This is a genomic window from uncultured Metabacillus sp., from assembly GCF_947503125.1.
GTDB lineage: Bacteria > Bacillota > Bacilli > Bacillales > Bacillaceae > Metabacillus.
Genome location: NZ_CANNCR010000014.1, coordinates 71,946 through 93,810, shown reverse-complemented (window position 1 = coordinate 93,810; position 21,865 = coordinate 71,946). Strand labels below are relative to the sequence as shown.

Genomic DNA, 21,865 nt, shown 5'->3' with positions numbered 1-21,865 from the left:
TGAGTCAACTAAATGGTAGTTATGAAATATTGAGAATACACGAGTATTTGGAAGGAAAATTAACTTTATTGAGGGAGTTTAGAACATGTCAGAAAAAGACGAATTTCAAAAAAATGAGATTAAATATAGTATTTGGAATACAAAAGCGGAAGAGATTCATTTAGAGGAGAATGTAAAAAATAGAGCAAATTCATTTAAGAAATCTATGAACAAGCTCGGTGAAGCAGCTAAGATGGATGATGAGGTTAATTAAGCTTTTAAAAAAGAGTTATTGCCCTTTTGTGGGGAGCTGCCTCTTTGCTTTTGAGACACCCCCCATTCCTGTTTTATTAATAATTACCTACTAGAATCTCTATCTTGTTCCCTTTCATCCCCTACTGCAATAGGATTGTCCGGGTATGTAATCCAATCACTCCAGCTCCCTGCGTATAACTTAATATTTGAATATCCTGCTTCATTCAAAGCTAAAATATTTGGACATGCTGAAACTCCAGACCCGCAATAAACGATAATTTCCTTTTCTAAAGGAATATCAGAAAAATGGGCAGTAAGCTCTTCCCTCTGCTTCAAGCTTCCATCTTCATTCAAAATGTCCTTCCAAAAATAATTTCTTGCCCCAGGTATATGTCCAGCTACGGGATCTATCGGTTCGGATTCGCCAAGATAACGCGAATTCTCTCTTGAGTCAATTAAAATTGTATCAGGGTGATGAAGCTTTTCCTTCACCTCAACATGATCAACCCATTTCCATTCAGGATTTACTCGTGGATGTAACGTTTTCCCTGAAGGATTAGGTACGGCATTGAAAATTGGGTTGTTTTCACTTGTCCATTTTTTCCAGCCTCCATCCAATACAGCAGCATTCGATACTCCGATATAGTGAAGCAGCCACCAAAGCCGTGAAGCGATCATTCCGCCTTGATCGTCATAAATGACAACGTGGGAATCATTATCGATTCCAAGTTCACCTAATTTTTTCGCTAATAAGTCTATATCTGGTAAAGGATGACGTCCTCCATGCTTGTTAATTGGAGCTGAAAGATGTTTTTCAAGATCTGCATAAACAGCACCTGGTATATGACCTTTTAGATACTGGTTATAACCTTCCTGTGGTTTGCCTAAATTAAAACGTGTATCGACGATGACCAGTTGGTTATTCTTTCTATCAATTTCACCAGCTAGCCATTCTGTACTGACAATATTTTTCATAGTCATTCTCCTCGTAAAATATTTTTCAAGTGCTTTTTCAAGTTTATTAGATTTGCGTTTTAACTATCATATCATGTTGTCTCATAAATTTTATATTTTCATAACTCATCCAAACTTCCTACTAACATTTTACAACATAGCGGCAATCCTTCATAATAATAGTAAGCTTTGTTTTGAATCGGAGGGAGAACATGAGAATCGTCATTGCTGGTGGGTCTGGGTTTATTGGACGAATATTGACTGACACCCTTCTTCACGAAGGACATGAAATAGTGATCTTAACAAGGAAAAGGCAAATTTCTTCAAAAAATGTTACATATGTACAATGGCTTGAAAACGGTACTTCTCCTGAAAGAGTGATTAATCATGCAGATGCCATCATAAATTTAGCTGGTGTTTCCATTAACGCAGGCAGATGGAATACTGCCCATAAAAAGCAGATTTATGACAGCCGGATGAAAGCAACAGATGAGTTAGTGCGAATTGTTGCCGCTTTGGCCGAAAAGCCGTCTGTTTTTATCAATGCCAGTGCGATCGGTATTTATCCACCTTCATTTGATACTATATATACAGAGGATTCAGTAGAACCAGCAACTGATTTTCTTGGTCAAACAGTCTATGACTGGGAAACAAAAGCAAAACAAATAGAGTCTCTTGGAATTCGTACTGTTTTGATGAGATTCGGTGTTGTGCTTGGTAAAAAGGAAGGTGCGCTTCCTCTTATGGTGCTCCCATACCGATTATTCACAGGCGGTACAGTTGGCAGTGGTGCACAATGGGTGTCTTGGGTTCATGTGACAGATGTTGTCAGAGCTATTGCCTTTGTGATAAAACATGATGCGATTCATGGGCCTGTCAACGTCACAGCTCCAACCCCAGTAAAAATGAAGGAATTTGGAAAGACAATTGGTTCAGTTTTACGTCGCCCCCATTGGCTTCCTGTCCCTTCATTTGTGATGAAACTTATTCTCGGACAGAAAAGCACACTTGTTCTTAAAGGGCAGCATGTGATCCCTAAAGTATTACTTGATAATGGGTTTGAATTTTCATTTCCTTCATTATATTCTGCTTTGGAAGATTTGCTGAAAACGAGGTAATTGAATTCATTTTATTTATCACAGTAGTCACCCTTAAGAAGTCCTAAAACATATGCCAAACGTTTTTGGACTTCTTACATTCTCATAGTGTTTAAAGTATCTTTCCCACCCTGTTTAGCGAGTAATTAGCCAATTTATTTTTTCGGCTAACAAGGTTGAAACGTTTTCGTTCAACATACCTTCTTTCGTATGTGCTGGCGTAAAGCAGCACACCTTCCCGTTTCCAAAGAAATGCTTCCAGCCTGCAATGGTATCTCCTGCGACCCCCGTACTCCAAAGATCTACTTCGGTTTTAGCTTGATCACAAATCACAAAATATTGTTCATCAGAGAGTAAAAATGTCTGTTCTTTTGTATTTTCTTTATCCTTATATCGATATGTAACCTCTTGAAGTCCTGGCGGATGGTAATCAAAATAGCCACGCAGCATTTGAATGTACTTGCTTTCACTTGGGTAGCTGGCCATACCGGCATGCCAAGTGAGTAGATTTCCTCCTGATTCAACATAGTTTACTATTTTCTCATCCAATTCATCAGTTAACCATGTGATCACATGCTCATCCTTTGGGTTTAGCCGGTTCATTTTTGCGTTGATCAATAATGTTGGTTTCTCATCAAGCGCATCTGAAACTTCTGGATGGGTTATATAGTGAACATCAATCTCCGCTTTGTACGGTAATCTTGATAGAGCTGCTTCTAAACCAGCTTTCGCATCTTGAGCGTCATGCCAATAATCACCTAATAAAGCTGCGATTTTTATCATTCTTTTTTACACCTGCCATTTCATTTTTTCTTGTTTCTTTACTACTAATCTATCCTTTTTTATTAATCTTTAAAACTTTATCTTGCTTGGTATAGTTACATTGTTATAATAGAATTAAAGCGCTACCATACTACTATGTTACTAAAGGAGAAGAGAAAATGAAAACGACTACAAAACCTAACAAACCGATTGTCGAGCATATTTACACTGCTGACCCATCTGCACATGTTTTTGAGGGTAAAATTTATATTTATCCTTCACATGATATTGACCATGATGGACCTACAAATGATAATGGTGACCAGTATGCTATGGAAGATTATCATGTATTGTCGATGGATAACTTCGCTTCACCATGTGTCGACCATGGAGAAGTCCTTCATTTGCGCGATATTCCATGGGCAAAAAAACAGTTATGGGCACCAGATGCTGCTTATAAAAACAATACGTATTATTTGTTCTTCCCTGCTCGTGATCATGATGAAATCTTTCGAATTGGTATTGCAATAAGCTCTAATCCTGCCGGTCCATTTTCACCTCAAGAAACTTACATTCCTGGAAGCTTCAGTATCGACCCAGCTGTGCTAGTTGACGATAATGATAAGGCCTATGTTTATTTCGGCGGACTCTGGGGCGGACAATTAGAAAAATGGCAAACTGGCAGCTTTGATCCAAATGGAAAAGAACCTGCTCCAACAGAGCCTGCATTAGGGCCGATGATTGCTGAATTAAGCGAGGACATGCTTCGTTTTAAAGGTGACCCTCAGGAAATAAAGATTGTTGATGAAGCTGGAAATCCTATCCTTGCAGGTGATGAAGAAAGAAGATTTTTTGAAGGTGCATGGGTTCACAAATACAATGGATATTATTACCTTTCCTACTCAACAGGGACTACTCATTACATTGTCTATGCTATGAGTAAAAATCCATTAGGACCTTATGTGTATAAAGGAAAAATCCTCACTCCTGTTATCGGTTGGACGACTCATCACTCCATCGTGCAATTTGAAGATAAATGGTATTTGTTTTACCATGATAGCTCGTTATCAGGCGGGGTTAACCATAAGCGCAGTGTAAAATACACTGAACTAACCTACAATGAGGACGGCACGATTCAAACAATTGATCCTTATAAAGAATAGTGTAATTTAGATGGGCACACTTAGTTGGTTGATTAATTCAACTAAGTGATTGCCTCATTATAACCTCCTGCAAAGACATTAAAATTCACTTCAAGGAAAACCTTTACCATCGAAAGTTTTAATCCCCTGTTTGCACCAGTAATCTAAATCTTTCTTTTCTAATGTACCAATCCCCCTGCTTTTTGTGAAAGCACCTTCATCACTATATTTATTCTATAGCAAATCGGTTTTTCCTTGGTTTTTTCTAAAAAGAATTTTCTAAAAATGAGAATTTGCATGTTGCCTGTTTTCCACTATTTGTATACTTAATAAACATAAAAAAGAGACGCTATCCTAGTAAAAGGAAGCGCCTTTCGTCACATCAATTTTTCTAATTTCCCACTAATCCAGCTGAAACTTTTTTATTAGAAGGCTTTTGTTCAATTTTTTCTTCAGCTTGTCGTACACGCTTAATGAAGAATGCGAGAATTAAGGCTACAGCCGCGATAAATGCTGAAATGTAGAACGAAAAATTAATTCCGTCAAGCATTGCTTCCATCGCAATTTGATGCTGCATTTGAGCAAGGGCAGCTTCTGTTGGCTGACCGGTAAATTGTTTTGTTGCCTCTGCAGTTAAATCAGCAGCTGCTGATTCTGTACGGTTTGACATGATCGTAACCAATAAGGCTGTTCCGATCGCTCCTGATACCTGGTTCAATGTATTGTTCATCGCGGTACCATGAGGGTAAAAGCGTGCCGGCAATTGATTTAACCCGTTTGTTGAGACCGGCATCATCACCATTGAGATCCCGAACATGCGAATCGCATGTATGATCATTAAGTGCGTGTAAGTTGTCTCTAATGTTAACGTACTAAAAAGATATGTCGTAACTGTGGTAATCGTTAAGCCGGTAATCGCTAGAATTTTTCCGCCGAACTTATCGAATAATCTTCCAGTGACCGGTGACATTAGCGCCATAACGAGTGCACCAGGAAGCATCATTAGCCCAGCATCAAATGGTGAAATGCCGCGAATGGTTTGTACGTAGATTGGTAAAAGAAGCATGCCTGAAAACATGGCCATGTTTAAAACCATTGAAATCGATGATGACAAGGCAAACATCGGATACTTAAAGATTCCAAAATTCAACATTGGACGTTCCTGTTTCGTTTGACGCAGGATAAATGCAAATAATGACAAAACGCCAATAATGATTGTTAAATAGACATACGGACTATCCCAGCCTTTGTCACCTGCAGAGCTAAAGCCGTATAGGATACCGCCAAAACCGATGCTTGAAAGGATAAGTGAAACTAAATCAAGACGAATATCCATTTTTTCCTTCTTATCTTTAAGCAAGAAAAAACCAATCAGTAAAATCACGATGGCAATTGGTGTGATGAAGTGGAAAAGCATTCTCCAATCATAATGCTCAATGACCCATCCTGAAAGAGTCGGGCCAATTGCCGGGGCAGCCATTAAAATTAATCCAAAAACCCCCATCGCCGTTCCCCTTTTTTCAATTGGAAAGCTAACAAGCATCACGTTCATTAAAAGCGGCATCATGATCGCCGAACCAGACGCCTGAAGCATGCGTCCCGCTAATAAAACAGCAAATATATCGGTAAAGCCAGCCACAATCGTACCGATCGCAAATAATCCCATCGCAGATAAGAATAGGCGGCGAACAGAATATTTCTGAATTAAGAAGGCCGTTGTTGGAATCATCACGCCATTTACTAACATATACCCCGTTGTCAGCCATTGTACAGTCGCAGCATTAATGTCCAAATCCTTCATTATCGAAGGCAGAGCGATATTTAATAGTGTGTTATTTAAAAATGCAATAAAAGCACCAATCATAAGAATCGCTAAGATCCCATAGTTTGGTCCTTTCGCTTGTTTGATCGTTTGATCCACATAATTCCCCCTCTAAACATAGAGTTCAATTTTTATACCTTCAGTTCACGCATAGAATATAATATACTAACGGTTCAAATAATGCAATAAAAAAATTTCCCTTTAAGATAAGGGTTTGTGGATTGCGAAAAAAAAAGGTACTATTAATTTATACTTGCGGTACAAAAGGGAAAACAGCAATCATTTCATATTTATCTAAAGGTGATGTAGAATGAACAATCGAAAACAGCATGTGATCAAAATGGCCCACCAATTATTTATTGAACGAGGATTTCAAAACACCTCGATTCAAGATATTTTGGAGTATAGCGGCATTTCAAAAGGCACTTTTTATAATTATTTCCCATCTAAAAATGAGTTATTAATTGCTCTTTTTAAGGAAATTTTTAAAAGAATTAAAAAAGAACGTAATGAATTATTAATTGGCCAAGATCGCTCCAATATTGATCTATTTATTAAACAACTTGAATTACAATTAAATACAAATAATAAAAATAAATTATTTACTCTTTTTGAAGAAGTTCTCGTTTCAAATGATGCCGAGCTGAAGCAATTCATGAAAGAAGGCCAATTAAAGATGCTTCACTGGGTTTACCAGCGTTTTCTAGAAATTTTTGGAGAGGACAAAAAGCCCTATTTGTTAGATTGCGCTATTATGTTCATGGGGATTTTACACCATAACGTAAAGTATTATCAAATGGATCATGATTTGAATACAGGTGTACACGAAGTCGTGCGTTATAGTGTGAATCGAATTAAAACGATTGTTAAGGAGCTTGCTGAAACAGGTGAACAATTAAACAAGCCAGAGCTTTTAGAGTGCCTTATACCTGAATTAAGAAAAACAGAGCCCGCCTTTCAAGAAGAGCTTAAGCAAGTTATCGGTATAATGAAGAAAAATGTGAGTGATCATAAAGATCACGCAAAATACGTCGAACTTTTAGATTTTATTTGGGATGAATTTAGACACGGTAAGGATCCCCGTCAATTTTTGATCGAAAGCACACTTTTATATTTGAAGAAGGGTCAGGCATTGTTTGAGAAAGAACAGCTTGAGAAACTTGAACAGCTTGTTTCTCGTTTTTTTACTGTACGAGATGGGATTGAATGAGGGATAACGGGTGATATATTTTTCTACAACGAAATACACAACAACAAATGCATATTTATTTCATTGATCGCAAACACTTTAACTGTTACATATGAAAAGGAGGTCATATAATGGATGTAAAGCGCGCACAAGAAATTGCAAATTCTTCAACTATGGCGAATGTCACGTATAACGGGGCGGGAATCTATATTGAGCATGTAGATCAACAAAACGGAACTTGTACAATCCACCCACTCGATGAACCAACTAATAAACAAAGTGTACCTGTATCAAGCCTTGTTGAAATGGAATAGTACTTCAGCAATAAAACACCACTTTTTAGTGGTGTTTTCCTTTTTGTGCAGAATATAAATCATCCTATAAATTGTTATGGGCTATTTTACTCTTGCTTTGTCTTAAAATGATCAAGACATTCTTTACAAATACAAGATCTTCTCAATTGATGCTCAGGTAACAGGTCAAAGATTTCACGTGGAAAACACTCTTTGCTGCACCAGCATGATTCATAACCACAGTTATTGTATTTTCCGCAAATTGGACATTCCATTGGTTTGATGGTTCCCTCAAACATGTGCAGCACCCGCTTTCCCTTTTAAAAAATTACTGTGCTCCTGCTTCGATTAAGATTTTAGCCGTTTTAACATCTTATTGGTAAGTTGCAATCATTAGTGCTGTTCGTCAATGTCCCCAAATTTTGATTTTAAATAATGATAAACTCCATCTTCGTCACAAGTAAAATTTGTTACATCATCTGCTATTTCTTTTATTTTATCTGGTGCATTTTTCATGGCTACTGCATATCCGGCAAATCGTAACATAGGAATATCGTTATCACTATCACCGATTGCCATGATTTCATGTTCTGACAAATCAAATCGCTTTAACATTTGTTGAATGCCTGTTGCTTTATTCACATTTGCAACCATTAATTCAACATTATGTTCTGAAGATACAGAAATAGTAAAGTCAATTTCGTTCTTTAATAGATCAAGCTCATTTTTCCATTGATTGATATGTTCTTTTGTTCTAGAAAAGAAATAAAACTTCGAAAAGCGATTTCCCTCTATTTTTTCTGTCCAGTTAATTTCTTCTTTAATCGCTTGTTTCCGGGAAAGCCATTCATTAATACCTACGCTGTCAGGCTTCGGCTCTCTAATTTCGTGTTCAACATACGGTTGATCCTGCTTTAAGGTAATTCGGGCTTTTCCGTATGGGAAAAGCTCATAATATACTTTGTTTTTCCTTGCCTTGTCGATAACCATTTCAACTAGCTCTAAAGAAAGAGAATGCTCAAAAACGACATCCTTTCCGACGTATCCAGCCATGCCATTCGAGGTAACAAGCCCATCAACTTGAAAGCCTTCTGGCACTACGCCTTCTATTTCATCAAATGATCTCCCAGTTGCGATAAATACATAGATTCCTTTGTTTCGCAATGTATCAATGATCTCTTTTGTATGTATGCTTACCTGATTATAATGATTTAATATTGTTCCATCCATGTCTAAAAAGATAGCCTTAGGCGTAAACACCACGATCATTCCTCCTGCAAAAAAGTTAATTAGGAAATTATACACCTTTTTGTACGTTTAACATATGAAAAGCGCAGGCGCCTTGCTCGGCCTAGAGTTAATAAAGCGATCATACATAGAAGGTATACTGTACCCTCCACTCATAAGTGGCAAAACTCTAGTGGTGCTAAGCGCAGGCGCCAGGCATAAAAACTATGTTAGAATTTCTTTTTTATTTTTAAAAACAGAGGATCAGATCCCTCCAACACAATATACTGGAGGAGTCAGACCCTTACTTAATCAGACCAAGAAAAGACTATACGGTCAATTCCTTTGTTTGCGTGACTTCCTGAGGCTGCTCCTTGATGAGAAATCCTCCAATTAATCCAATCAATGAAAAGATAACTGGAATCATGAAGCCGTAAAAATATCCGACACTGCTTTCTGCAGCATGAAAATGGTCAAGTACCTTTCCAAAAAGGCTCGGCAGCAGGACGGCACTTAAAAAGCCGCCCATATTTGCAAATCCAGAGGCAACCCCTACCTCTTTCACATCAAACGATTGACGCACAACGGCAAATGTTAAGGCACTAGCTCCATTTCCATAGCCGATCAGTAAAAAAAGAAACATAAGCATAATGATTGGCGGCTTTCCGCTAAATAAGAGAAACGCGGACCAGCTCAAAAGAATCAAAAGATGGACAAGGATATAAGGTTTTTTTATTGAATGATAACGACTTGATATCCAGCTTGTTAACGGAGCGCCTATAAGTGCTCCAATCAGACCAATCATAATAAATTGACTCGCACCAGATCGGGACATATCAAATATATGCATGCCATATGGTACAGCCCATGAACCAATGAAGCCTACATAGGTTCCGACAGCGCCAAAGTGACAGAAAAATGCTGCCCATGCTTGACGATTGGAAAAAATCCGATTCAGAATGACGAGCGTTTTCTCACGTTTTTGCTCAGCCTTAACAGATAATGGTGTGCTTACAGGATGGCTCTTGTGCATACGGTTTGGCTGTTTAATGAGCACAATATAGAGAAGGATTCCACAAAGGCATAATAGGACACCCATTGTTAAGAAAGAAGTTCTCCACCCTGTTAAGGCAATGAAGACAGAAAAGGGCACTGTGGCCATCAAAAAGCCCAGACTTCCTGTCATTCCTGCCATACCGAGCAATTTGACAAATTCATTTCCTTTAAACCATTGGCTTAAAATTAACACTACATTCACCCAAATTGTTGCATCACCTGTTCCTACTATTAATCTAGCAAGAAGCAGTACTGTTTCATTTGGGGCAAGACTATAAATAACCGTTCCTAAACCTGTTAGCAGTGTTCCCACGATAAGAAAGAAATTTGGCCCATAACGATCGGACAAAATTCCAATGGGAACCTGCAAACCAGCATAGGCAAAAAATTGTATACTTGTAAGCAATCCGATGGTGGCTGCTGTCACATTAAAATCATGCATTAATTGATCGGTTATGAGTCCAGGTGCTGTTCTTTGACTCACAATAATAAAGTAAGTAAACAATACGCTGGCAAAAACGATCCATCTGTATTTGCTATTTTGTTTGTTCATTTGTCCTTAACTCCCGTTTCATAGATTCCTTTTCTATTATACTCCATTTAACTAAACGTTTGTTTAAATTTACTAAAACTTCATCTTTTCTTGATTTTTTTATAAAAATAAAGGAAATTCCTGTACAACTCCTTTAGTTGTTTGTTACGGTTTAATTTCCTGGGTAAGCGCATAAACTGACTATTTTCTGCAAAAGATTTTACCTTTTTTCGACATTTTTACATTGCCCGATTAAGGTGAGCGTCACAACATCCCTAAATTTCTCATAGAATGAATTGGGGGTGATTTGATGACGAGATGGTTGAAGGCTGTCATTTTGATCTATCTCTCAATTTTGTTTTTTGGCAGTTTTTTGGTGATATGCGGGTTATGGCTTGGAACATTTGAGAAATCACTGCCTTTCCTTTCCAAAATTAAATTTTTCTTATATTATTTCTTCGCCGGTGCAATTGGTGGATCACTTCGACATCTTTATATGTTTTGTTCTCATTACATGAAAGGTGAACTAAACGACTATAGAGTGTGGGTTATGTATATTTTTTACCCTATCTTTGCAACAGGAACGGCAGTTGTTGCAGTCACTTTAATACAAAGCGGGATTTTCTTAATTGAATTCACTGATTTTGAAGACACCCCTTACGGACAAATCAGCCTTTCCTTTCTAGTAGGTTTCGGATTTAACCGGTTTTTAAATAAACTGAATTCTATCTCTAAAAATCTCTTTCAAGCAAAAAAGCTTATGAATAACAAAAGTTTAAATAAGAATGATGAGTAAGAGGATGGGACAATTTAGGCATAGTCCTCTTGCTTTTACATATTTATTTCACGAATGAGGGAGATTTTTTTCTCTTGTTTACATAATTATATTCTTGAAAACTAAACTTTGCTGATACCTATCCTGGGAACAACTCAAAAAGCAAGGATTCCCTTATTTAAATAAAGGGATCCTTGCTTTTTACACAAATTCTTTATTTGCCATCCACCACTTCTTTTAAAATCTCATACGAACGTTTTTGCTTGCTTGGATCAAAAATATAGGAAACAGCCATGATTTCATCTACTCCATATTTTTCCTGGAAGCTTGTCAATTGCTCTCGAATAGAATCTTTCCCCCCTAAAAGCGTCACACTGGACATGGAAGTCACCATCTCTTTTTCTGGCTGACTCCAAATATGATCCATATTTTCAACTGGAGGACGCATTGGCATTCTAGAACCTCTGACAACATTCAAGAAAAATTGCTTCATCGTTGTGGATTCAAATTCAGCCTCTTCATCGCTTTCCGCAGCAATCACATTCAGACATACCATCATATATGGGCTGTCAAGGTATTCGGATGGCTGAAAGCGCTGGCGGTAAATCGAAATAGCTTCTTCCATATATCGTGGCGCAAAATGGGAAGCAAACACATATGGCAAGCCCAATTTTGCCGCTAAATAAGCAGAATCTGTGGAAGAACCAAGAATATAAATCGGAATATTGGCCCCCACACCTGGATATGCTTTGACATAACCTTGACCCTCTTCCGGACCAAAATAGGTAAGCAAATCATTGATATCATTAGGAAATGTATAAACAGAATCATTTTGTGATCGTCTTAATGCACTTGCTGTCATCATATCAGTACCAGGTGCCCGGCCGAGACCTAAGTCTATACGATTTGGGTAAAGTGCGGCCAGTGTTCCAAATTGTTCAGCAACGACTAACGGAGAATGGTTTGGCAGCATAATACCACCAGATCCTACTCGGATATGGTCTGTATGCTCCAATGTATGTTTAATCAAAATAGAAGTGGCTGAACTTACAAGTGTAGGTGTGTTGTGATGCTCAGCAATCCAATATCTCGAATAACCCATTTTCTCAGTCGCTTGAGCCAAATCAACCATTGCATCAATGGCATCCTTCGTCCCCTGTCCTTCACGAATAGGAGCAAGATTTAAGACGGAAACGGGAATTTTTATATTTGACATGTAAATGATTCCTTTCGTAATAAAGTTACATTACTATAGTAACAGGTAGAAGGACGGAAACAAACTTAAATGCTCGTGACTCAATTGAACATACTTTTTATAAAAAAAGCGCAAGGCGCCTGCCTATCGGCGACAAGCATAAGTCAAACAGGAATAGAAGGTGTTCTTTACCTTCAATTCCTGTTTGACTTATGACCTCGAGCTGATGGCGCCTGGAGCTAGATTCAGAAACGCAAGCTATGGTTAAGAAAATATATAAATTCTGATAGTATAACAATATAACCCTACCTTCAACAAAGGCAGGGTCTTAATTAATCATTCACTCCTGTAGTAAATATCCCTTGTTTATACCATGAGGAAAACGTTGAAACGACCTGCTTTCCTAATAAATAACCTCCTATTGCATATGCTTCCCCTCGTTCTTTAAGTGCTTCTATAATTAGAGAATTTTCATAAATAGTTAAGTCATATGGACGATATTCTGTTTCACCATGAAAAGCTTGGTTCAAATACGAAACAGCTTCGTTTAACGCATGATTGCCTCTATCCATCACTTCATAGAAGGAAACGAATCCATGCATAACACCATTGTAACGAATGGCTTTAACAGCTACGCCGCTCTCGGACAGCCGTTTACCGTATGCTTCACCTTCATCACGTAATGGGTCGAACTCTGCTGTAATAATGAGTGCAGGCGGGAGATTTTCAAGAGAATCAGCATGTAGTGGAGATGCATAAGGATGATTCCACATTTCCTCATCAGGGGTATAATACTTCCTTGCCATTTCCATCACATTTCGTGACAGAAGATAATAGCCGCTGTCATATGTTTCCCTCGAAGAAAACGCGATATCTTTAAAGGTAGTTAACGGATAAAAAAGGGCTTGAGCTGTAATCTTAGGACCGTTTCTGTCACGAGCCATCATCGAAACAGCAGTTGCGATATTACCGCCTGAGCTGTCTCCAACAACTGCCAGCTTAGTTGGATCACCATGAAATGCAGTGGCATTCTGGACAGCCCAACATAATGCCTCAAAACTATCTTCAACAGCGGTTGGAAAAATAGAATCAGGTGCCACACGATAGCCGACAGAGATGACGACACTGCCTGTTCTTGATGCGAGAGCTCGTACTATATTATCATGGGTATCAATACTTCCATATCCCTCCATAAATGCACCACCGTGATAATACATAATAATGGGATGTGGTCCTTCTGCCTTTGGTTCATAGATTCTGATTGATATTTCTTCTCCGTCAGACATCGGGATGTTTAATGTTTCTCGTTTATACGGCGGAGTGCCTGAGCTTGTAAAAAGCTTTGGGGCTTTCGTATCTGTTGTAACTAGGTTTTGATTAACGGCATGTAATAATACCGCGGTCTTTACTGGTACTATGCCAGCTTCTGTTTCCCTCCATTGCTCAACAAAAGCAATAATAACTAGACTACAAAATAATAGAATGCTAACCAACAAGAGGAAGAAGCGTTTCATTCGTTTTGTCATATCATTAGCTGTTTAGCTCTGCCCTCCCTATTAAAATTTGCTGAAGTCTAATTGATCGATTTAATGTTATCTATTTAAGTATAAATGATAGAATCCTAGAAGAAATCAAGCAATTTCAGGAAGAACACCTCTTTAAAAGGCAGCAAAAGGCTGCCGGAAAACCGGCAACCTTTTATCGGCTAAACTATTAAAGGATGATTAGATAATACGTGTTGTTACAATGCCTTGAATAAGCTTAATTTTTTCTTCTAATTGAGGAATGATCTCCCCGTTTACTTTATTATCAATATCAATTAATGTGTATGCATACTCACCACGGCTTCTGTTTACCATATCTGCAATGTTTAAGTTATAGTTTGATAACGCTTGTGTAATCTGTCCAACCATGTTCGGTACGTTTTTGTGGAATGCGGCTACACGACGCTTCCCTGTATAAGGAAGTGAAGCGTTCGGGAAATTCACTGAGTTTTTGATATTTCCTGTTTCTAAGAAGTCCTTCACTTGGCGAGCGGCCATAATCGCACAATTTTCCTCAGATTCTTGAGTAGAAGCACCAAGATGCGGGATTGGCACAACATTTTTCATTTTAAGAACATTTTCATTTGGGAAATCTGTCACATATTTACCAACTTTTCCACTTTCAAGCGCTTCTTTCATATCTGCTTCATTCACAAGTTCACCGCGTGAGAAGTTCAAAATATGAACGTCATCTTTCATGATGCCGAATGTTTCTTTGTTGAACATTCCTTTTGTGTCATTTGTTAATGGTACGTGAACCGTAATATAATCAGAGTTCGCAAAAAGCTGCTCAAGTGTCATTGCGCGCTGTACTTTTCTTGATAAGTTCCATGCTGTATCTACAGAGATAAACGGATCAAATCCAATGACATCCATATCTAAATCTAGAGCATCATTTGCAACAAGCGCACCGATTGCACCTAAGCCGATTACTCCTAAAGTTTTTCCTTTAATTTCTTTCCCAACGAATTGTTTTTTCCCGGCTTCTACAAGCTTTGGAATTTGATCGCCTTCCCCTTCTAACGTCTTAGTCCAAGCCACACCTGCAAAAAGGTTACGAGAAGAAGCCATTAATGTTGTAAGGACCATTTCTTTTACAGCGTTAGCATTCGCACCAGGTGTATTAAAAACAACAATCCCTTGTTCTGTGCATTTGTCGACAGGAATATTATTAACACCAGCTCCTGCACGTGCAATGGCTTTTAAATTGCTGACAAACTCCATTGAATGCAAGTTAAAGCTACGTAAAACAATGGCATCAGGATTTACACTATCATTGTCAATCTTAAAGTTGCCTTGATTGAATACATTAAGCCCGACTTGTGCAATATTGTTTAGGGTTTTGATTGTTTTTACTTTTTCTATCGTTGATGTGCTCATTTTGATTTCTCCTCTTTTCCTTTATATTAGATTTTAAATTTTATGAATATTTATATTTTATTAGAATAATGCAAATTCAGGCGAGTTTCAACCTTAAATATCATTTCCTAATAAACAGAAAGAGGTAAGGGAAGTATTCCCTTACCTCTGCCCAGGCGAACGGCTTCGACACTATGTGCTCCCTCACGGTTATCCGTGTTTCGCCAGTTACACATAGCCTTTTCATTTCTTTTATTTTAACATATTTCTTTCTAACTTCAAGTACATTTTGCACATTTTAAATGCTGATTGAACTAGTAAGCGCTTAGATCGTCGTCCTTAAAAGAATTATGTTGCCGAATAGCCATCATTTTTTGTCATTTCTTTCAATTCATCGCCAAGAATTGTCATTTTCTCTTCAATATACTGCTTCAAGAGTAAATCTAATTTTATTGAAAATGATATATATTCACCGTTTGCCGGACCCTTTTTTGTATATAAATCGTTTAAGTGGTTTTTTAGATTATATATTTCCAATAAAAGATTCATATTTTCTCTTTTGACTTGCTTACTTCCTTTCATCATACACCTCAGAGACTAATTAATTTTTTATGATTTTGGAAGGTGATGACTAAACCCGACAGAGTTGTACGAATCAGAAATTCCAAAACCTATACGATCGTACCATAGTCGTTTTTTGGTGAAAATATGTATAAGTAAAGTAAAAAAATTTAGAAAAATCTATCGAAGTAGTGATATAGCTTTAATTTTACTTAATATGCTAATACAAGAGATCAAATGTTGATAGATAACGGTTTTAAATAAGAAATAGCAAGAATGGATTATTTTATTCCAATAGTATCAACATAAAAAATAAAAATTTTCAGAATCCAGTGATGCAAAGGAGTTAGCAAGTTCCGAACGGATAATCGTTCGACATATAGTAGGAATAAGTTAGTAAAGTGCAGAATTTATTTTTCGAATCGCATAAAATCAAAAGGAGAAAAGAAAATGAGCGAAACGAAAATCAACACAAAAAATAAAGGGAAATTTGGAAAAGCTATTCAAGTGCGTTTAGTATCTGACTTAAAAAAATCACAGGAATACTACCATGATGTCCTCGGTTGTAAGGTAGATGATTGGGGTCACGCAGAACGGAATGGCATGATCGTTTTGCTGCAGCAGGCGAACTCCCCTGATGATGTAAGACCAAATGCCTTGTCAAAAAAGCGGACAGATTATCCAACTGAATGGGAAGGACCTGAATACGGATGGGATACATTTATTCATATAAGTTGGGACGAATTGGACGAATTAGTTGAAGAAGTCCGTGGAAATGGAGGTCATATAGCTGTTGAGCCGTTTACTGATGTACACGGCAAATGGGAGTTTAAAAATTCTTATATAAAAGACCCGGATGGGTATAACATTGTATTGGGTTCTATGCGTGAGATTCAGTGATACAATAGGGATTTGCTTAATACTGATTATACCTTGTATAGAAAAGCTTCTAACTATTTAAAATTGTTGAGCTTTCTCAAAAGGGTCTTACCCATTGATTTCGGGAAAGCTTTACAGGTGGATATTTACCTATTTATTTTATCATAATGTTAATTTAATTAAACGTTTGTTTAAAACACTGTTCATCTAGCGATTATTTTGAGCAGAAATTGAAATTTTATTGCCAAAACAACATAATTCAATCATCCTCCATTGCAAAAGAAACATCTTTCTAACTCTGCAATTGGTTGCTACACTTTATAGAATTTCCTGGGCAAGCGCAATAATTGACTTTTTCCAGCAATAAAGGATAGTATTCGTGGGTTTCAATTCACCGTTGAAATGATCATTACCCTGAATCGTTGCGCCAGTCTCCATTAGTTCCTTTAATTGTTCGATTAAATAATAGCTCACATAAAAAATTATTCTTATTTAGGGTAATATTATGCTAAGTTAAAATTAGTATCTTTTTACACCCATATAAAGAAAGGTTAATATAGAGAAAGGAATGAATCTAAAAATGTTAACGTTTATTCTAGTGGTTCTCATGTTATTCCTAATCCCTGGCCCTGCGGTTTTTCTAACCATATCTCAAACAATTAAAGGTGGAACGAAAAATGGAATTGTTACAGGGTTAGGAATTGCTCTAGGTGACTTAGGGCATACTTTTGCAGCCGTACTTGGACTATCCGCTATTTTAATGACTTCTGCCCTTGCTTTTGAAATCATTAAATATTTAGGTGCGGCATACTTAGTTTATTTAGGGATATGTGCTTTGATTGAAAAATCGAAAACAACAAAGAAACCTGTTATAAAAGAAGGTAAAACGACTGCGTCCTTTCGACAGGCTTTGTTCATTGAATTACTTAACCCAAAGACGTCATTATTTTTCTTAGCCTTCTTGCCACAATTTGTGCAGACAAACGGAATTCCCGTTACCACACAACTATTAGTCCTTGGATTAACCTTTGTGTTTATGAGTATATCTTATACAACACTTTTAGTTTTTCTAACGAGTACTGTAGGTAATAGGTTCTTCTCTAAAACGAATCGATGTTCTCACTGGATTGGAAAAGTAGTAGGGATTGTATATATAGGTTTAGGTTTAAAATTGGCTCTACAAACACAAGAATAAAAAGCCTGTATCATGATTACTTGGTAATCTAAGATATAGGCTTTTTTATTAACAATTTGTTACCTTCCTTACTATATAACTTCAATAAAGCTGTTCCTAATTAAACGTTTTCCTAAGAACAATTAAACTTCCTTCTTTTCTCTTACAATTGCATCAGCGCTTTCAGACTTTTCTTTAAATAAAATAAAGAAGAAAATGGCGACGATCGCTGCAAAACCTGCCGGGTATAACCAGAAGTTTTTCCATTGTAATAGTGCTTCACTTCCTTGGGCAGTTACCGTCGAATTGAAAAGTTCACCAGCAATAAGTGAACCGAAGAACATACCGATCCCATAAGTAACTAATACGATCAAGCTTTGTGCTTGTGCCTTAACTTTTTCATCTGCCTTTTCTTCGGCGTACATAAAGCCCGTTACGAAAAAGAAGTCATAGCAAATTCCATGTAATGCAATACCAATGTACATAAATAGGGCTACTTCTTCTGGTGCACCAAAACCGAAGAAGACATAACGCAATGTCCAAGCAATCATTCCAACGAGTAGCATATATTTGACACCAAACCGTTTAAAGAAGAAAGGAATTAACAGCATAAATAAGGTCTCGGACATTTGCCCAATCGTCATCACACTTCCAACATTATCAAATCCAACAGTACCAAGGAATGGTGATGCGAATGAATAATAGACAGCTAGCGGTATGCATATTAACATGGAGCAAACAATAAAGATCAAATAATTTTTATCCTTTAACATCGCTAATGCATCAAGGAAAAGCAAATCGCGAACAGATAACGGTTTGCCCTTTGCCGGCGCAGGTGTGTGCGGTAATGTAAAACTGTACACTCCGAGCAGTAATGAAACAGCAGCAGCAATTTGGAAAATAATGATGTTATCTGAATAACCTAGTTGACCGATTATGATCCCGGCAACAATCCATCCGACTGTTCCAAACACCCTTATATAAGGGAAATGTTTAGAACCTGACTCTAGATTTTGAAAGGCAACATTATTTGTTAGAGCAATTGTCGGCATATAACAAACATTATAAATAAAAAGAATCCATAATAAAGCGGTTGCATTTCCTGATTCGATCAATCCAGGTACCATCCATAAGAGCACGGCCCCAATCAGATGCAGGATTGCGAGAACTTTTTCTGATGGAAAAAATCGGTCAACCACCATTCCAAGAAAGAAAGGTGCCACGATGGAGGCAATTGCGGCTACTGAATAGGAAATGCCGATAATCGAAGACAATCCGTAATTACTGAGTACCAATCCTGCCGTAGCATACCAGGCACTCCAAACAAAAAACTCCAAAAACATCATAGCTGATAGTCGTGGGACAATAAGAGCATTTCTTTTCATCTGTCATCCACTCCTTTAAAATGTCTTATAAAAAAGATATGTACAACTCTTCAAATTAAACCAATTTTTGAAATTTCTTTTTCCTTTTTTAATAGTGTCAAAAAGCCGCAGCCAATTCACTGCGACTTTTCTTCACACCGATTAAAATGTCTCCATAAGGTGGGTGATGGCTAGAAAAACAAACATAATGACACAGCCAATTAGCACACTGTTTGCTACCCATTTATTTCGGTATTCGGCTGCTACTTTTTTTGAATTAAGTAAAACAACTAATGAAATGGCTAGAAAAGGCATGAATAAGGCACCTAATGCCCCATAAATAATAATTAACTGTACCGGTTTTCCAAAGAATAATAGCAGCAATGGCGGAAAGCTAAGCCATGCTAAGTAAAAGCGATAGGCTGGATCTGTTTCCTCAACAGCTTTTGCTTCATAAGCTTTATTTTTACGAGCCTTTAAAATTCTTATAAAATCCGCAAAAAGATATGGAACACCATTCCAAACACCTAATAACGAACTAAATGCTGCAGACCAAAATGCAATTAAAAATAGCCAGCGCAGCGGTGCTCCGAATTCATCTCCAAGCATTTGAGCAAGTGTCACTAAGCCTTGATCGCCGCTGATTGTAATACCGGTACCAAATAAAAACTTTGCTCCGATTATTAGAGATGCCATTGTAAAAATGGCAGTGACTGTATATGCAACCTTTGAGTCTGTTCTCATGGTTGAAATCCATCTGCTGCCTTGCCAATTCTTTTCTTTCAGCCAGTATCCATAGGAAGCCATTGTAATCGTCCCTCCAACACCGCCAATTAATCCAAGCGCCATCATAAACGAACCCTCTGGAACCTTTGGAACAAATCCCCCGGCAAATTCACCAAGACTAGGCAAAAATAAAAGAGCCGTACCAATAATAGTAATAAACATAATCGCAATTAATGCTGTCATTATCTTTTCGAAGAGAAGATATCTTCCAGTAAAGACGAGGAGGAAGCCTATAACTGAATGTACAATCGCCCAGCCCCAAATTGGCATAATCGGAAACATGGCTTCCATCGCCATCCCGCAAGTTGAGGCAGCAGCAGCTCCATAGACAAAACCCCATATGATCGAATACGTGCTAAAATATCCAGTCGCCCAGCGCCCAAGGGAGCGCCACCCTTCTAAAATCGTTTTTCCAGTTGCCAAATACCAGCGGCCAACCCCTTCATTTAAAAAGTATTTTAGAACAGAACCAACGATAATTGCCCATACAAAGGTCATTCCAAAGGATGTCCCTAAGACAATAGCGGTAATCATATCGGCAGTTCCCACACCAGTTGCAGCGACAGCAAGACCTGGTCCAACATTGGACAATTTCTCCTTTATCGTGCTTGGCCCTTTATATGTCTGACCTGGTTGTCCCCCATTTTTTACCTCTATTTCGTTTTTCATCGTTTTACCCCCTAAGGTTAAAAGTTGTCTGCCATTCCCGCTTCTTTCACCCTAAATACAATTTTCAAAAACAGTGGCAATTCCCTGTCCTCCAGCAGTACAAAGTGTTGCTAATCCATATTTTTTCTTTCGTTTACGCAGTGCATGAATCAATGTGACACTGATTCTCGAGCCGCTGTTTCCGATCGGGTGACCTAAGGCGATGGCACCACCGTTGACATTCACCTTTTCTAAAGGACATTGAAGTTCTTTTATGACGGCAAGTGACTGTGCAGCAAATGCTTCATTTAATTCGATCAGATCGATATCGTCTAACGATAACGAAGCAGATTTCAACGCTTGTTTAGAAGCATGAACAGGACCGATGCCCATTCGATCAGGCGCTACTCCGCTTACTCCCATACCGATGATTTTGGCTAGCGGTGATAAATTGTACTGATTGAGTACCCGCTTTGACACAAGCAAAAGCATGGAAGCGCCATCATTTAAACCCGATGAATTACCTGCCGTTACGGTTCCTCCTTCCAAAAAGACAGGTTTAAGTGCAGAAAGCATGTCAAGATTTGTTTCTCTTGGATGTTCATCCTGTGTAAATGGCTTTGGTGCTTCTTTTCTTTGTGGCACATAAACAGGGATAATTTCATCTTTAAAAAGACCGTTCTGAATAGCAATTGCTGCCTTTTGTTGACTATTCAATGCGAATTCATCCTGTTCCTTCCGACTTATGTCATAATCCTGAGCAAGATTCTCAGCAGTTAGTCCCATTGTTAGTCTACCGTACATGTCTTGCGGCTGTGAACCCGGCTGACTTTCTTTGTTAGGATCTAACAATTCAGCATTCCCTGAGCGATATCCAAAGCGGGCATTTCTCAAATAATAAGGGGCGGTACTCATACTTTCAACCCCGCCGGCTATCACCGCATCAGCCATTCCTGCTTTTATGCTCATGTATGCATTTTGGATCGCTTGCATTCCTGAGCCGCATTGGCGATTGACAGTATATCCAGGTATTGATTCAGGAAACCTTGCTGAAAGGAGAGAATAACGTGCAATATTTGATTGGTCTTGTGTCTGCTTTGCCTGACCGATAATCACCTCATTGATTGACTCTATTGGAATCAGCTGTTTTGAGCGAAGATCTTCATACAATGGTAGCAATAGCTCATCTGGCTGAATATTAACCAAAGCTCCTCCTAGTTTCCCAATCGGGGTTCTTTGGGCACTTACTATATAAACCTCATTTTCCATGTT

General features: G+C 38.0%; 21 protein-coding genes and 1 riboswitch. Of the genes, 8 read left to right on the top strand and 13 right to left on the bottom strand.

The features are described from left to right. The first annotated feature begins 85 nt into the window (after nucleotides 1-85). Complete coding sequence (locus Q1B07_RS12115) at nucleotides 86-253, top strand: hypothetical protein (protein WP_299089855.1); 168 nt, start codon at nucleotides 86-88, stop codon at nucleotides 251-253. Between the two features lie 83 nt (nucleotides 254-336). Here the strand turns inward: Q1B07_RS12115 and Q1B07_RS12110 are convergent, their stop codons facing one another. Continuing rightward, nucleotides 337-1,209 carry a sulfurtransferase gene (locus Q1B07_RS12110; RefSeq protein WP_299089856.1) on the bottom strand — a complete coding sequence of 291 codons (873 nt, stop codon included), beginning with the start codon at nucleotides 1,207-1,209 and terminating at the stop codon, nucleotides 337-339. A 191-nt stretch (nucleotides 1,210-1,400) separates the two neighbouring features. Between Q1B07_RS12110 and Q1B07_RS12105 the strand changes: the two genes are divergently transcribed. After that, the gene (locus Q1B07_RS12105; RefSeq protein ID WP_299089858.1) at nucleotides 1,401-2,306 is read left to right on the top strand and encodes a TIGR01777 family oxidoreductase; all 906 of its coding nucleotides are present in this window, start codon (nucleotides 1,401-1,403) and stop codon (nucleotides 2,304-2,306) included. 114 nt (nucleotides 2,307-2,420) lie between these two features. On the opposite strand, the gene Q1B07_RS12100 is transcribed toward Q1B07_RS12105, so the two are convergent. Further along, nucleotides 2,421-3,068, bottom strand: a complete 648-nt coding sequence (locus Q1B07_RS12100) for a ThuA domain-containing protein (RefSeq protein WP_299089859.1) — start codon at nucleotides 3,066-3,068, stop codon at nucleotides 2,421-2,423. A 158-nt stretch (nucleotides 3,069-3,226) separates the two neighbouring features. Here Q1B07_RS12100 and Q1B07_RS12095 point away from each other — a divergent pair, with 158 nt between their 5' ends. After that, nucleotides 3,227-4,210, top strand: a complete 984-nt coding sequence (locus Q1B07_RS12095; RefSeq protein WP_299089861.1) for a glycoside hydrolase family 43 protein — start codon at nucleotides 3,227-3,229, stop codon at nucleotides 4,208-4,210. 370 nt (nucleotides 4,211-4,580) lie between these two features. Here Q1B07_RS12095 and Q1B07_RS12090 read toward each other — a convergent pair whose 3' ends face one another. After that, nucleotides 4,581-6,110 carry a DHA2 family efflux MFS transporter permease subunit gene (locus tag Q1B07_RS12090; protein WP_299089862.1) on the bottom strand — a complete coding sequence of 510 codons (1,530 nt, stop codon included), beginning with the start codon at nucleotides 6,108-6,110 and terminating at the stop codon, nucleotides 4,581-4,583. 211 nt (nucleotides 6,111-6,321) lie between these two features. Here Q1B07_RS12090 and Q1B07_RS12085 point away from each other — a divergent pair, with 211 nt between their 5' ends. Next, nucleotides 6,322-7,221 carry a TetR/AcrR family transcriptional regulator gene (locus Q1B07_RS12085; protein ID WP_299089864.1) on the top strand — a complete coding sequence of 300 codons (900 nt, stop codon included), beginning with the start codon at nucleotides 6,322-6,324 and terminating at the stop codon, nucleotides 7,219-7,221. A 110-nt stretch (nucleotides 7,222-7,331) separates the two neighbouring features. Further along, entirely contained in the window at nucleotides 7,332-7,514 is a 183-nt protein-coding gene (locus tag Q1B07_RS12080) for a small acid-soluble spore protein H (protein WP_299089866.1), read from the top strand. Between the two features lie 86 nt (nucleotides 7,515-7,600). Here the strand turns inward: Q1B07_RS12080 and Q1B07_RS12075 are convergent, their stop codons facing one another. From Q1B07_RS12075 to Q1B07_RS12065, 3 genes are all read right to left on the bottom strand, one after another. Further along, nucleotides 7,601-7,768 (bottom strand): cysteine-rich CWC family protein, encoded by a 168-nt coding sequence (locus tag Q1B07_RS12075; RefSeq protein ID WP_299090046.1) that lies wholly within the window; start codon nucleotides 7,766-7,768, stop codon nucleotides 7,601-7,603. Nucleotides 7,769-7,886: 118 nt separating this feature from the next. Continuing rightward, on the bottom strand, nucleotides 7,887-8,756 hold the full coding sequence (locus tag Q1B07_RS12070; protein WP_299089867.1) for a Cof-type HAD-IIB family hydrolase: 870 nt from the start codon (nucleotides 8,754-8,756) through the stop codon (nucleotides 7,887-7,889). A gap of 292 nt (nucleotides 8,757-9,048) precedes the next feature. Beyond that, complete coding sequence (locus Q1B07_RS12065) at nucleotides 9,049-10,329, bottom strand: nitrate/nitrite transporter (protein ID WP_299089868.1); 1,281 nt, start codon at nucleotides 10,327-10,329, stop codon at nucleotides 9,049-9,051. 289 nt (nucleotides 10,330-10,618) lie between these two features. Here Q1B07_RS12065 and Q1B07_RS12060 point away from each other — a divergent pair, with 289 nt between their 5' ends. Then, on the top strand, nucleotides 10,619-11,104 hold the full coding sequence (locus Q1B07_RS12060; protein WP_299089869.1) for a hypothetical protein: 486 nt from the start codon (nucleotides 10,619-10,621) through the stop codon (nucleotides 11,102-11,104). A 193-nt stretch (nucleotides 11,105-11,297) separates the two neighbouring features. Here Q1B07_RS12060 and Q1B07_RS12055 read toward each other — a convergent pair whose 3' ends face one another. The 4 genes from Q1B07_RS12055 to Q1B07_RS12040 all read right to left on the bottom strand — a co-directional run bounded on the left by Q1B07_RS12055 (nucleotide 11,298) and on the right by Q1B07_RS12040 (nucleotide 15,766). Beyond that, complete coding sequence (locus tag Q1B07_RS12055; RefSeq protein WP_299089870.1) at nucleotides 11,298-12,299, bottom strand: LLM class flavin-dependent oxidoreductase; 1,002 nt, start codon at nucleotides 12,297-12,299, stop codon at nucleotides 11,298-11,300. Nucleotides 12,300-12,610: 311 nt separating this feature from the next. Continuing rightward, nucleotides 12,611-13,804, bottom strand: a complete 1,194-nt coding sequence (locus tag Q1B07_RS12050; protein WP_299089871.1) for an alpha/beta hydrolase — start codon at nucleotides 13,802-13,804, stop codon at nucleotides 12,611-12,613. Nucleotides 13,805-14,002: 198 nt separating this feature from the next. Beyond that, the gene (locus Q1B07_RS12045; RefSeq protein ID WP_299089872.1) at nucleotides 14,003-15,202 is read right to left on the bottom strand and encodes a phosphoglycerate dehydrogenase; all 1,200 of its coding nucleotides are present in this window, start codon (nucleotides 15,200-15,202) and stop codon (nucleotides 14,003-14,005) included. Nucleotides 15,203-15,344: 142 nt separating this feature from the next. Next, nucleotides 15,345-15,423, bottom strand: a riboswitch (ZMP/ZTP riboswitch). A 106-nt stretch (nucleotides 15,424-15,529) separates the two neighbouring features. Next, nucleotides 15,530-15,766 (bottom strand): Spo0E family sporulation regulatory protein-aspartic acid phosphatase, encoded by a 237-nt coding sequence (locus Q1B07_RS12040; protein WP_299089875.1) that lies wholly within the window; start codon nucleotides 15,764-15,766, stop codon nucleotides 15,530-15,532. A gap of 426 nt (nucleotides 15,767-16,192) precedes the next feature. Here Q1B07_RS12040 and Q1B07_RS12035 point away from each other — a divergent pair, with 426 nt between their 5' ends. Together Q1B07_RS12035 and Q1B07_RS12030 are read left to right on the top strand one after the other, a co-directional pair. Then, entirely contained in the window at nucleotides 16,193-16,642 is a 450-nt protein-coding gene (locus Q1B07_RS12035; RefSeq protein WP_299089877.1) for a VOC family protein, read from the top strand. A gap of 559 nt (nucleotides 16,643-17,201) precedes the next feature. Further along, the gene (locus Q1B07_RS12030; protein WP_299090047.1) at nucleotides 17,202-17,816 is read left to right on the top strand and encodes a LysE family translocator; all 615 of its coding nucleotides are present in this window, start codon (nucleotides 17,202-17,204) and stop codon (nucleotides 17,814-17,816) included. Between the two features lie 122 nt (nucleotides 17,817-17,938). Here the strand turns inward: Q1B07_RS12030 and Q1B07_RS12025 are convergent, their stop codons facing one another. The 3 genes from Q1B07_RS12025 to Q1B07_RS12015 all read right to left on the bottom strand — a co-directional run bounded on the left by Q1B07_RS12025 (nucleotide 17,939) and on the right by Q1B07_RS12015 (nucleotide 21,862). Beyond that, nucleotides 17,939-19,180, bottom strand: coding sequence for a nucleoside permease (locus tag Q1B07_RS12025; RefSeq protein WP_299089879.1), 1,242 nt, complete (start codon nucleotides 19,178-19,180; stop codon nucleotides 17,939-17,941). Between the two features lie 141 nt (nucleotides 19,181-19,321). Beyond that, nucleotides 19,322-20,614 (bottom strand): Nramp family divalent metal transporter, encoded by a 1,293-nt coding sequence (locus tag Q1B07_RS12020; RefSeq protein ID WP_299089881.1) that lies wholly within the window; start codon nucleotides 20,612-20,614, stop codon nucleotides 19,322-19,324. A gap of 51 nt (nucleotides 20,615-20,665) precedes the next feature. Continuing rightward, nucleotides 20,666-21,862 carry a thiolase family protein gene (locus Q1B07_RS12015; protein WP_299089883.1) on the bottom strand — a complete coding sequence of 399 codons (1,197 nt, stop codon included), beginning with the start codon at nucleotides 21,860-21,862 and terminating at the stop codon, nucleotides 20,666-20,668. Nucleotides 21,863-21,865: the final 3 nt, after the last annotated feature.